A 13,118-nucleotide genomic window follows, 5' to 3' on the forward strand; every position below is an offset into this window, starting at 1 on the left:
AATGAAGAAAAATATATTATATATTCAACCTTACGCTAGTCATGTTGGAGGGGTTGATACAGTACTATTGCAATTAGTGGAAGGTCTAGATAAAGAGAGATTTGCACCTTATGTGGTTCTTCCTGAATATAGCCCATATGTAGAAAAATATGAAGAATTAGGTGCTAAAGTAATTTTTGAGACTTTAGCGGTTTTTGGAAAACCTACTAGTTGGGATTATTATTTCAAAAATTTCATGAAATTATTTGTTTCTATTACTAGATTGAAAAAATTAGTAAAAAAATACAGTATTGACATTATACATTCTCATAAAATGGAACTTATAGGTGGGAACATCGTGGGGAAGATGTTGGATATACCTACAGTGCAAACGATTCATGAATTGCCAAGGAGGCCTTTACTGGCTTATAAATTTGTGGGGTATCTTAATCATCTATTTAATGATAAAGTTATAGTTTTGTGTGATCGTAGTAAAACTATGTTGGAGTGGGGATTATATAAATCAGATAAAACTATAAAAATTTACAACGGAATCAAAGTTAAGGAAAAAGCCCAAAATGAAAATTATAATTTAAGAAGAGAGTTAGGATTAAGTAAAGAAGATAAGATAGTAGTTACTGTGGCGCGCCTTTCACCGATGAAGGGTATTGAATATTTAATTGAAGCAGCGGAAAAAATACAAAATGTGGATAATGATATCAAATTTATTATAGTTGGGGATGTAGCCTTTGATCGTGAAATCGCTTATAAGGAATCTTTAATGGAAAAAGTAGAAGAAGCAAATATGAGTAGTGTAGTGCACTTTTTAGGGTTAAGAAGGGATGTGCCTGAAATTTTGGCACAATCAGATTTATTTGTTTTGCCTTCAGTTTATGACATTTTTCCTACTGTAATTTTAGAAGCTATGAGTAAAGGATTGCCTGTTGTAGCTACAGATGTTGGTGGGGTTCCTGAAATGGTACGTAGCAATACAGGTGTAATAGTTCCATCAGAGGATAGTGAAAAATTAGCAATAGGAATTTTAGATGTTTTTTCAAAAGATTTTAAAGAGTTAGGGCGAAATGGAAAAACAACTTTAGAAAAAGAATTTACCCAAGAAAAATATGTAACTAGAACTGTTCAAGTATATGAATCATTAATGAATTAGGGTGTAATGTTATGAAGAATATAATAGATTTATCTAAGTATAATCAAGAGTGGTATTCTAGAGGAAGAAATAGTGTTACAGTTCTTTTGTGGTGGCTTGTACAAGGAACTATTTTTCGTTTTTCATTACACAATATGTATGGATGGCGGAATTTTTTATTGCGTTTATTTGGTGCAAAGATTGGCAAAGGTGTTAGAGTTCGTAGTTCTGCTAAATTTACTTATCCTTGGAAAGTATCTATTAATGATTATTCTTGGATAGGAGATAATGTTCAATTTTATAGTTTAGATGAAATTCATATAGGAACAAATTGTGTTATTTCACAAGAGGTATATTTATGTACAGGCAGTCATAATGCTAAAGATCCTTATTTTGGTTTGATTACAAAACCAATTCATATTCAAGATGGTGCATGGGTGGCAAGTGATGTGTTTGTTTATCCAGGTATAACAATCCATAAAATGGGGGTAGTGGCAGCAAGAAGTACGGTTTTAAAAGATATACCTGCAAATGAAATACATGCTGGATTTCCAGCTAAGTTTATAAAGAAACGGTTTGAGGAAGAGGAGTTACTGTGAAAAAGAAAAAAATTGCTTTTGTAATTAATTATTTTTATCCTGATTTTGCCTCTACTGGCCAATTAATGACTGAGCTCTGTTTAGACTTGCAAAATGATTTTAATATAACTGTTATTGCTGCTCAACCTAACTATGCAGGTGAAAAAATTAGTACAAGAAAACTATTTGAAGAAGATTGTTTAGAGAATATGAAAATCATTCGAATCCGTTTACCTGAAGTTGATAAAACTTCTAAATTGAGCCGAATGAAATATATATTCTCTTATTTTGTTTTAGCTAATATTGCACTTCTTAGAGAAAAAGGTGTGGATCTTATTTATACAATTTCACAACCACCAGTTTTAGGAGGTTTGATTGGTACAATCGGGAAATTTTTAAAGAGAACAAAGCATGTTTATAATGTTCAAGATTTTAACCCTGAACAAGCAGCTGCAGTAAGTTATACGAATAAACAATCTATATTTAAGATTGCTAAAAAGATAGACATGTTAAACTGTAGTTTTGCTGATTGCGTCATTGTAGTTGGAAATGACATGAGTGAAACTTTAAAACAAAGGTTTGTTGGAAAGAAAGTACCGGATTATGCAGTTATTAATAACTGGACAAATGAACAAGAAGTTGTTCCTCTTGATAAGTCCGATCGAAATATCAAACAATTCTTGGAAGATAATAACTTGAAGGATAAGTTTATTATTATGTATTCCGGTAATATAGGTCTATACTACGATCTGGAAAATATCGTTAAAGTGACTGAACACTTTAAAGAATATAAGGATATTGCTTTTGTGTTTATTGGTGAAGGTGCAGTAAAGAAACATATGGAGGAATTTATTCAAAATAATAAAATTCCTAATGTATTCTTTTTACCATATCAACCGAAAGAGTTTATTAAATATTCTCTTAATGCTGCAGATGTTCATCTGGTTGTCAATCAAAAAGGAATTAAAGGTGTATCTGTTCCGAGTAAGATTTATGGAGTCATGGCTGCTGGTAAACCTATTCTTGGTGTTTTAGAACAAGAGAGCGAAGCACAAATGCTTATTGATAAAAGTAATTCTGGATTTGTAGTCGAGCCGCAAAATTATCCTGAAATTATCAAAGTTATTGATAATTTATATAAAATGGATAAGATTGATTTGGTTAAAATTGGGTTAAATGGAAGAGGGTATTTAGAAGAGAACTTAAAGAGAGAAATCTCTATTAATAAGTATAGGAAATTATTAAAACGGATAATGGAACAGTGAGATAATTTTGAATTTATATACTGGAAATCTTAAATATGTTTACTGCATATTATGGATAATTAGTTTTTTATGTATAGTTACTTGGAAGAAGGTTCTTTTTTATTTGAACTAGGAGAAGGAGGGACGGACTAGTGAAACTTGTCTTATTATCAGGTGGCTCAGGTAAACGTCTTTGGCCACTTTCGAATGATACTCGTTCAAAACAATTTCTAAAAGTTTTAGAAAATGAAGAAGGCTCATATCAATCAATGGTGCAACGTGTATGGGGGCAACTGGAATCAGTTGCTTTAAGCGATTCTGCTGTTATTGCGACATCAAGAATGCAAACGGAAATGATCTACAATCAATTAGGTACAGGTGTACCGCTAATTGTAGAACCAGAGAGAAGGGATACATTTCCGGCAATTGCACTTGCTGGTTCTTTTTTATTCTCTGAACAAAAAATGGATCTAGATGAAACGGTTATTGTATTGCCAGTGGACCCTTATGTAGAAGATAGTTTTTTTGAAAGAGTAAAAGATTTAGACACTGCTTTACAAAATTCTAATGCTGACTTAGCTCTTATGGGGGTTGAACCAACATATCCATCTTCGAAATACGGTTATATTGTGCCAACACAAGAAAATAATCCACAAGAATATTTTAATGTAGCGCGTTTTACTGAGAAACCAAGTGAAGAAAAAGCAGTAACGTTAATTGAACAAAAAGCATTATGGAACTGTGGTGTGTTTGCCTTCAGATTACGTTATTTAATTAATATTTTAGAAGAAAAGAATCTCCCTGTTTTTTACCAGGTCCTTTCTAAGCAGTACGATCAATTACCAAAAATCAGCTTTGATTATGAGGTAGTTGAAAAAGCAAATCATATCATTGCCTTGCCATACAGTGGGTATTGGAAAGACTTGGGGACATGGAATACATTGACAGAAGAGATGGCTACTACTCAAATTGGGAAAGGTATAATTAGTGAGGATTCTCAAAATACACACGTAGTCAATGAGTTAGAAGTACCGATTACTGTGGTTGGTCTTTCTGATATCGTTGTTGCAGCGAGTCCTGATGGTGTCCTTGTAGCCGATAAAGCATCTAGCCCAAAGATTAAAGACCTAATTAGCTCTTTCGATCAACCACCTATGTATGAAGAGCGTGTATGGGGGTGGTCTAAAGTGTTAGATTATGCAAAATATGAGAATGAAGAAATGGTAACAAAGCGAATTTGTATTCAAGAAAATAAAAATTCTACTTACCATTATCACAATTTACGCAATGAGGTATGGACGATTATTCGTGGTGAAGGTGAGCTTATCTTAGACGATAACATTCGACGTGTAAAAGCTGGGGATATTGTTCATATTCCTGCAGGTAAAAAACACGCTATTCGTGCAATTAATGAGCTAGAGTTTATTGAAGTACAAACAGGGAAAGAGGTAGTAAATACTGATTTTATTCGTCTTTATACAAAATGGGATGACATTTTAACACATTATTACCAATCACAAGCGCAGGTTATTATGTAACCGCTAGGAGTATACTAGCGGTTTTTCTTTTGAGGGAAAATAATGAAAACATTTGTTATTTATATTTCAGAATATGGATTTGGGCATGCAACTAGATGTATTGCTTTAATACGGGAAATGTTAAGCGTAAGAAAAGATATACAAATTATTGTATGTCATTCATTTGCTTTGGATTTTATTCGAGAGTCGTTAAAAGAGTATGCAGGTAGAGTGATTTTTCATGATGTTGAAACAGATGTTGGGTATATTTTAAAAGAACATTCTCTAGAATTAGATGGCGAGACACTGCAAAAAGTATGTAAGGAATTTTGTACAGGATTACCAGAGAAGATCGAAAATGAAGTAGCTTTCCTTAGTTCTTTTCAAATTGAGTGTATCGTCTCTGATATTTCACCGATTGCTTTTGAAATAGCTGAGAAACTAGCTGTTCCATCTATTGGTATTTCTAATTTCACATGGTATACAGCTTATGAAAATATTCTTTCCCAAGACTTGCTACAAATATTTCACTATATGTACGAGAAGATGGATTATTTTTATTCATTAGCTGGAAATAAGGAGAAGTATTGGGCGAAGGAAGAGACCTTTTCTTTTAATTTTTATAGTAGAAGGATAAACGCATTAGAAGTTAATAGAATCCAAAAGGAGCTAAATCCAAGTGGAACAAAAAAAATAATCTTTATTCCACTTGGAATGAAGATTGATATAGGTGATATAACAGAATTATCTTTGTGGGATTATAAAGAATTTGTATTTATTATTTCGAGCAATATGGATGTCAAACATCCGAATGTGCATAAAATCCCTGATGATTATACAGAATCACAAAACTATGTTGCGGTTGCTGACTGTGTTGTTTCTAAAGCAGGTTGGGGAACGGTAAGCGAAGCTGTTGTTTATGGAAAACCTTTAGTAATTATAGATCGAAAAGGAATGAATGAAGACCAAAATACGATTCGTTTTTTGAAAAACAATCAGTTATGCGACCTTATTACATGGGAAGAGCTTTATAGTATAAATCCTAGTGAATATGTAAATGTGAAAAAAGTGTTATATGGAAATGAGGTCTCTACTATTGTCTCTCATATACTTGAAATAATAAATAAAAGTGTCGTAAACTTTATTCAGAAAGAAGGTATTATGTAAGGATGAAATCACCGTTGTTTTTACAACCTGTTCTTCAAGAACGAATCTGGGGAGGAAAATCATTAGAACAATTTAATTATGAATTATCTTCCGAATCAATTGGAGAATGTTGGGGGATTTCAGCTCATTCGAATGGTTTAAGTGTTGTGAGGGATGGGATATATAAAGGGATAACGCTTGAACAGTTGTGGAGGCAAAAGCGTTATTTGTTTGGAGAACATCCATCTGAAAAATTCCCATTGTTAACAAAAATATTGGATGCAAATAGAGATTTATCTGTTCAAGTACATCCAAATGATGAATTTTCTTACAAATATGAAGGCGGCGGACTAGGAAAAACAGAGTGTTGGTATATTATTGATTGTAAGGAAGGTGCGCAATTAGTATATGGGCATCATGCTTACACAAAGATAGAGTTTGAACAAATGGTTGAAGAAGGAAAATGGGATGAGTTATTACGTAAAGTTCCCATTTGCCCTGGAGATTTCTTTTATGTACCAAGCGGAACTGTCCATGCACTTTGTGAAGGAACGCTTGTACTAGAGACACAGCAAAGTTCAGATACAACATATCGGGTGTATGATTATGATCGTATTGATACAAATGGAGAAAAACGAGCGCTGCATTTAGAGAAGGCTATTGAAGTTATTGGTATTCCGCACCAAGATTATTTTGTAACTCCACAAATCATGAAAGAAAACGGAGCGATTATTACGACTTATGTGCAAGGGGAGTATTTTTCTGTGTATAAGTGGGAGGTTCAAAAAAAAGCTTCATTCCAACAAAATAAAGATTTTCAATTAGTGAGCGTTATAGAGGGTGAAGCCATATTAATAACAGATGATGGTGAATTTTTTATTAAAAAAGGGGATCATTTTATTTTACCTTCTAACATGGGGAACTTTATTATAAAGGGACATGTAATTACAATTGTATCTCATGCATAGAATGTAAAATTTATTTTGTTAAAATTTCTTCTATTTATAATACTCTTGGATGTAATATAATAAGATAGTGTGGATTTTTATTATGATATCTATAAATGTAGATGGAGAAGGTATGAGATATGAAAAAGAAAATTTTATTTTGGATTCTAGGTATTTTCGGCGTATTAGTAGTTGTTGGAGGAGCTTATGCGTATCATATTTATTCTAATGTATCAAATACGTTAGATGCAGTCCATAAACCGTTAGACCGCGATAAATCTGATAAGAGAGAACAAAAAGTAGATGTCGCAGATCAAAAGCCCATTTCTATTTTATTAATGGGTAGCGATCAACGAAAAGATGAAACTGGCCGTTCCGATTCTTTAATGTTATTTACTTTAAATCCAAAAACAAAATCAATGAAAATCACAAGTATTCCACGTGATTCGTATACAGAAATTATCGGTAAAGGGAAGAAAGACAAAATCAATCATGCTTATGCATTTGGCGGAATTAACATGTCTGTGAAAACAGTAGAAAACTTCCTTGATGTTCCCGTTGACCATTATATTGAAGTGAATATGGCTGGATTTAAGGATATTGTAGATGCAGTTGGTGGTGTAGATGTTTATAATGATTTAGATTTTAAATCAGACGGTACACATTTTGAAAAAGGTAATATTCATTTAAATGGTGAAACAGCTTTAAAATATACTCGTATGCGTTATGAAGATCCTCGTGGTGATTTCGGGCGTCAAATGCGTCAACGTCAAGTCATTCAAGCTGTAATTAAAAAAGGAGCAAATGTTTCTTCACTTGCGAACTACGGCGATGTATTACAAGCGATTCAAAAGAATGTAAAGACAAGCTTAACGCAAGATCAAATGTTTGATATTCAAAAGAATTATAAAGATTGTATGAAAAACAGTGAAGAAATTCAAATTCCTGGTAATGGTCATAAGGCTGAAGATGGCATTTGGTACTACTTTGTAACAGATCAAACTCGTAAAGATTTATCGAATAAATTAAGAGAGCATCTTGAGTTACCTAAGAAATAATTTTCCACAAACCCAACTACTCTTACAGTAGTTGGGTTTATTTTTACATGCTTTTATACTAATATATATGTAGTATGAGAAGAACAGATGAGGTGAACGAATGAATAAAAAAGCATTACTTGTGCTCTTTGTTTTTGTGTTGTTTGTTGCTTCTGTTGTGAGCGGTAAGTTGTATTGGAATAAGAAAGTTGCCAATGCAACGCAGCAAGCGGGGGAGACAAAGCAAGAGACGAAAGTGGAAGAAGTAAGTACACAAAAGCAAAGTGCAAAGACAGAAGAGAAAAAGCCGGAATCAAAGGGATCTTTTAATGAAGCATATGCAAAGAATTTACCTGATGCGGTAAAGGAAAAGTTGAAAAAAGCAGCAGCTGATAAGAAGGCTGTGAATCTTGTGATTGTTGGGGATCAAGCTTCAGCGGCTGATGCTTGGCCAGCAAAGTTGACTGCTAATTTGAAGCAGGCTTATGGTGAATCGCTTTGGAATGTTACTGTAAAAGAGTTTAAAGATGAAAGTACAGATGATTTAATTGCGAAGAATCGTGATAAAGAGATTGCAGATGCAAAGCCAGATGTGATTTTATTTGAACCGCCGTTTGTTACAGATAATAGTAAATCGGGTAACGGTAATTCTGTAGCAAATACGCAAAAGTTTGTAAAATCATTACAAGCAGGTGCAAAGGATGCGGTAATTATGATTCAACCGCCAAACCCAGTGTATAATGCAAAGAATTATCCGAAAGCGATTGCTGCTTTGAAGCAGCTTGCTGAGCAAAACGGTTATACATATATTAATCATTGGGAAGTATGGCCAGATCCAACGACGAAGAGTATCTTACCATATTTACAAGATGAGTTCGGTTTCCCAAGTGCGAAAGGTCATGAGCTTTGGGCGCAGTATTTGACGAATTATTTCGTTGCAAAATAATGATAGTTTAGCAGAATGATTAGGGAATATAATAGAGGGAATTGTCGTCAATATATAGTCGATAATTCCCTCTATTTTCGTTTCTGATGTTTGTTATACTATATAAATCACAAATAAGTTTCTGTTAAACCCTGCATGTGGAAAGAAAAGGGTTTTTCAATTTGTATATATATATGAATTCATTTCATTTCAATTTTTCGGGATATAGATTGCGGCTATGGGGAAAGAATGGAGCCTGCACTCGCTTTTTCCCTTTGCTTTAAACTATGCACGTGGCAGGAAAAGGCCCTGACCGCTTCTACGCGCGGCCAGATGCTCTCGTCCCCCCTAAAAAGAAAGAGGTTTTTATGTCGTCATATATATAAATCCATTTTAATTTTTTGACATATAAGCCGCGGCTATGCAGAAAACAACATGACCGCTACTCGCTTTCTCCCTTTGTTTTAAAACAGAGCATGTGGCAGGAAAGGGCCCTGACCGCTTCTATGCATGGCTAGATGCTCTCGCCCACCGAAAAAGAATGGTTTTATGACGTTTTTTAATTGGGATTTATATAGCTCTGAAAGGAGGAACTCCATGAAAATACTTGTAGTTGATGATGAAGCTAGCATTTGTAATTTAATTCGGATGCAGTTAGAGATGGAAGGCTATGAAGTACTTACAGCGGCGAATGGAAATGAGGCGCTGCAAAGATGGGAAGAGAAGCCGGATGTATTGATTTTAGATGTGATGCTTCCTGATATAGATGGTTATGAACTTCTTCGGCTGTTTCGCGAGAAGGATCGTGATATTCCCGTGTTAATGTTAACGGCGAAGAGTCAGATGAATGATAAGTTGCTCGGTCTGCAGCTCGGCGCTGATGATTATGTGACGAAGCCTTTTCATTATGCGGAGCTGCTGTTGCGTGTGAAAAATATGACGCGGCGTGTGCAGAAGAGGGAAACGATTCATCATGAAGTGATTCAGACCGGGGAGTTTGTCATTTGTCCAAAGGAACGAAAGCTGCATGTGAATGGAGTAGAAATTCATTTGACGTACCGCGAGTTTAATTTATGTCAGTTGTTTGTGATGAATCCTCAGCGTGTCTTTATGAGAGATGAGCTCTTAGAGAAAGTATGGGGTTTTGAATATATCGGCAATACGAGAGCGGTTGATATTATGGTGCAGCGTCTGCGGAAGAAGCTTGAGAGTAGCGGAGAGAGTATTAAAACAATTTATGGCGTTGGCTATAAGTTAGATTGTTAAAGGTGATTGGATGTCGTTAAAACGAAATATGGTGCTTGGTATAGTAGGATTATTGATTCCCATTTTGTTTCTTCTTTATATGGTGATTTATATTTCACTTGAAAAGAGTATGTATCGGAATGCGGCAAGTTCGCTTGAGAAGTTAAGTGTGGAAGCCCAAATCTATACGATGAATTATTTAGAGAAGGAAGCAGAAGTGGAGACGCTTGGGCCCAATTCGTTATTGATTGCTTCTTATTTAGCAAAGCGGATGGACGTCCGTGTTCAGATGATTGGGAGGAACGGAGAAGTTGTGGCGGATACGCAAAAGGGAGCACTTCTGTATCGGAATGTCGATATTGAGCGTTCACTCCAAGGGAAGAAGGCTTATGTTGTTGAAAATGGTGATCCAGCTCCGTTGTTATTGTTTTCAAGCCCTGTTTATTACGGAAATGAAGTGATTGGGGCAATTCGGTTTGTAGATGAACTGCGTGATGAGAAGGAAGTATTGATGAATGTGAGCTGGACATTTGTCGTGACATCGATTTGTTTAGTGGCAACGGGCATTTTCTTTGCGATTCGTTTGGCGAGGTCACTTCATAAGCCGATTGATCAATTAAGACAAATGGCAAAACGTCTTGCCAATGGTGATTATAAAAGCAAAATTGAGCTAACAGAGTATGTGGAAATTGCGCAGTTGTCAGCTTCTTTTAATGCGATGGCCGATGCAATTGAGCTGCATATGACGCAACTCAGAGAAGAGAAGGAGAAGCAGAAGGATTTCTTAGACCGGATTACGCATGAGTTGAAAACACCGCTTACTGCCATTATTGGTTATGTTGATTTAATTCCAAAACTGCAATATGAGCGAGATGTGAAGGAAAGTCTTCATTATATTGCGGTAGAGAGTCAACGATTACTCTCTTTAGTGGAGGAGTTATTGCAATCTTCGAAGTATGGAACGAGTACGTTTGAAGTTTCACCGACGATTGTGGATATAAAGGAGTTGGTGGATGAAGCTGTTTCGATTGTAAAGCCGCGCTTGCAGCAATATGAGATCAAGGTTGTGAATGAATTATATTCTACATATGTTGTGGCCGATTTTGATAAGACGAAGCAGATTTTCTTAAATGCATTTGATAATACGATTAAATATAGCGATGCTTCGCAGTTAAGAATAAGTACCGTTATTAATGAACAAGAAGCAAAGGTGCTTATTTATGATGATGGAATTGGAATGGATGAAGAGGTACTTGCTGAATGGAATCGTTCTTCTCATGGGAAGGTGTTATCTTCTAGTTACGGGAACGGATACGGTTTGTTTATTTGTAAGGAGATTATGAGTAAGCAAGGAGGGAGTATGCGAATTGAAAGCAGTGAGAATATGGGAACGATGGTGTATATCACATTTCTGTTACCGCGGTATATGGAAGATATAAAACACTTGAAAGCGGTTAAATGATACATTTATGAAACATTTATGCGGTATTTTCGAAACAACGTTTTTTTATCTTGGAGGTAAGCAGAAATGAAAAGGCTATCATTTCAAGTTCTCTTGTTTGTCTGTTGTATGACGTGTTTTGTCCTTTTGTTTTACTTCATTGAAGAACATCTATACAACCGCGTCACAATCGTAGATGACAAGCAAGCTGTTTTAAAAGGGGCAAATGAATCTGTTCCTACTGAAGTAAGAGTAAAGTACGAAAAGTGGGGAGAGGTCGTTGTCACAGACGAAGTTCGTCTGCATGCGATTATCTCATTTTTTGATCGAATTGGCATGGAAAAGAATCATGCAGATGCCGGAGAGAAAGTATTTACTGGAGAAATAACGTATTTGAACGGACATAAGCGTACGTTCGCAGTAGGTGATTTGTTTCAGTATGAGGAAGATGTATACGGACAAACTGGTACAGATCCTATGATCTCCGCGTTTCAAACGTATTTGTTAAGTTTATATTATACGCCTGAGAGAATTAGTGATTTCTTTGCGAATGCAAAGGAAGTGGTTGTGCGGCAAGGTGAGGATGTGCATGCTGCTGATTTGGATCCAATACTTACGCGAATCCGGCAAGCGAAACAAATTACGGATTATGCAGAAATTCAAAATTTGCTGTATGCGCAGAAAAATCCAATTGCTTATATAACCGCCTATCAAAATGGAAAACAAATAAAGAATAACCGTGAGGATATTCTGACGATTTCTGTATATAGAGATTATTTTGTTGTCCAATATCTCGGCGACAATAATGGAAATGTGATGTATATGAAAGGCTCTCTAGCATCGTTATTTGTAAAGGAGAATCATTCATGAAAAAGATAGCCTTTTTCTTCCTTTTGCTAGTCATTGGAGGAGCGATGTCTAGTTGCTCTCGAGATACTACCACTATTAAATATGATAAAAGCGGTCTTCCGATTTTAAAAGACCGTCATCTCGTTGCTTATGTAGCAGCGCGTGAAGAGGTTGGCGAGGCATTGTTATCGTCTTTTTGCAAGCCGCGCGGGTGTACGTATGAATTTATCCGTCTTTCTACAGAAGAGATGTTAAGAAGAGTAGAAGCGGAAGCTGATAATCCAAAAGCAGATGTTATTATTGGGGGCACAGTTGATGCCCATCAAACGATGAAGCGAAAGAACATTTCGGTTCCTGTCACAAGTCAGCATGCCAAGAACATTTCAAAAGCTTTAAAGGATCAAGATGACTATTGGTATGGCTATGAAGTAGAGCAGCTGGCAATCGCTATTAATAAAGAGCGATGGAAACAGGAAATAGAACCGCTTGGACTTTCGTATCCCACGGAGTGGAAAGATTTATTACATCCTGCTTATACGGGGAAGATCGTCATGCCTGACCCGAATGTATCAGGAACAGCGTATACGTTGTTTCAATCATTACTGGATACGTTTGGAGAAGAAGAAGCGGACAAATTTGTGCTCGGGCTTGCCAAACAAGTTGCAAAGGTAACGGTTAATGGTTATATGCCCGCGGAATATGTTGCGAGCGGTGAAGCGATCATCGGCATTAATTTCTTAGGAGACCAGCGTATGCTGCAAAAGCAAGGCTTTCCAATTGTAAGTAAGGTACCGAAGCAAACAGGGTTATCTGTTAATGCGATTTCTAAAATACAACATGCACCGAGTGGTATTATAGCGGATTTATTTATTGATTATTGTTTATCAGAAGAAGCGGGGCATATTTTAGAAAGGGTTTCGTTTGGCGTACCAACGATGCTTACAGAGCGGCAGCAAGAAGTGCAAAGTCAGCCGGTTGGAAGAACGAATCGGTCAGTATCAGATAGTGGAATCATCGAGTTATGGAGTAGACAACGTCTCTCTCAAAAGTGAAAAAAGGAGAA

12 protein-coding genes are annotated in these 13,118 nt (G+C 35.8%); all 12 read left to right on the forward strand.

Translation table 11 applies throughout. The annotated features are described in order from the left end of the window. The first annotated feature begins 1 nt into the window (after position 1). The 12 genes from Q9306_RS07290 (at position 2) to Q9306_RS07345 (ending at position 13,107) form a co-directional block, all read left to right on the forward strand. Positions 2 to 1,147 carry a glycosyltransferase family 4 protein gene (locus Q9306_RS07290; RefSeq protein ID WP_306196786.1) on the forward strand — a complete coding sequence of 382 codons (1,146 nt, stop codon included), beginning with the start codon at positions 2 to 4 and terminating at the stop codon, positions 1,145 to 1,147. Positions 1,148 to 1,158: 11 nt separating this feature from the next. Further along, complete coding sequence (locus Q9306_RS07295) at positions 1,159 to 1,725, forward strand: putative colanic acid biosynthesis acetyltransferase (protein WP_306196788.1); 567 nt, start codon at positions 1,159 to 1,161, stop codon at positions 1,723 to 1,725. Then, positions 1,722 to 2,969: a glycosyltransferase family 4 protein gene (locus Q9306_RS07300; protein WP_306196790.1), complete on the forward strand. Its 1,248-nt coding sequence runs from the start codon at positions 1,722 to 1,724 to the stop codon at positions 2,967 to 2,969. The genes Q9306_RS07295 and Q9306_RS07300 overlap by 4 nt, the downstream gene beginning before the upstream one ends. Before the next feature lie 131 nt (positions 2,970 to 3,100). Further along, positions 3,101 to 4,486 (forward strand): sugar phosphate nucleotidyltransferase, encoded by a 1,386-nt coding sequence (locus Q9306_RS07305; RefSeq protein ID WP_306196792.1) that lies wholly within the window; start codon positions 3,101 to 3,103, stop codon positions 4,484 to 4,486. Between the two features lie 42 nt (positions 4,487 to 4,528). Then, entirely contained in the window at positions 4,529 to 5,632 is a 1,104-nt protein-coding gene (locus Q9306_RS07310; protein WP_306196794.1) for a glycosyltransferase, read from the forward strand. Between the two features lie 2 nt (positions 5,633 to 5,634). Beyond that, complete coding sequence (gene manA, locus Q9306_RS07315) at positions 5,635 to 6,579, forward strand: mannose-6-phosphate isomerase, class I (protein WP_306196796.1); 945 nt, start codon at positions 5,635 to 5,637, stop codon at positions 6,577 to 6,579. A gap of 119 nt (positions 6,580 to 6,698) precedes the next feature. Beyond that, positions 6,699 to 7,616, forward strand: a complete 918-nt coding sequence (gene tagU, locus Q9306_RS07320; RefSeq protein ID WP_306196798.1) for a polyisoprenyl-teichoic acid--peptidoglycan teichoic acid transferase TagU — start codon at positions 6,699 to 6,701, stop codon at positions 7,614 to 7,616. 100 nt (positions 7,617 to 7,716) lie between these two features. Beyond that, a complete protein-coding gene (locus Q9306_RS07325) occupies positions 7,717 to 8,541 on the forward strand; it encodes an SGNH/GDSL hydrolase family protein (RefSeq protein WP_306196800.1) in 825 nt (274 codons plus the stop codon). 576 nt (positions 8,542 to 9,117) lie between these two features. Beyond that, positions 9,118 to 9,786, forward strand: coding sequence for a response regulator transcription factor (locus tag Q9306_RS07330; RefSeq protein ID WP_306196803.1), 669 nt, complete (start codon positions 9,118 to 9,120; stop codon positions 9,784 to 9,786). Between the two features lie 10 nt (positions 9,787 to 9,796). Beyond that, the gene (locus Q9306_RS07335; protein ID WP_306196805.1) at positions 9,797 to 11,227 is read left to right on the forward strand and encodes a sensor histidine kinase; all 1,431 of its coding nucleotides are present in this window, start codon (positions 9,797 to 9,799) and stop codon (positions 11,225 to 11,227) included. A 66-nt stretch (positions 11,228 to 11,293) separates the two neighbouring features. Then, positions 11,294 to 12,076 carry a DUF3919 family protein gene (locus Q9306_RS07340; RefSeq protein WP_306196807.1) on the forward strand — a complete coding sequence of 261 codons (783 nt, stop codon included), beginning with the start codon at positions 11,294 to 11,296 and terminating at the stop codon, positions 12,074 to 12,076. Further along, entirely contained in the window at positions 12,073 to 13,107 is a 1,035-nt protein-coding gene (locus tag Q9306_RS07345) for an ABC transporter substrate-binding protein (protein ID WP_306196809.1), read from the forward strand. The genes Q9306_RS07340 and Q9306_RS07345 overlap by 4 nt, the downstream gene beginning before the upstream one ends. Positions 13,108 to 13,118: the final 11 nt, after the last annotated feature.

It is taken from the genome of Bacillus multifaciens (assembly GCF_030756675.1).
Taxonomy (GTDB): Bacteria; Bacillota; Bacilli; order Bacillales; family Bacillaceae_G; genus Bacillus_A; species Bacillus_A multifaciens.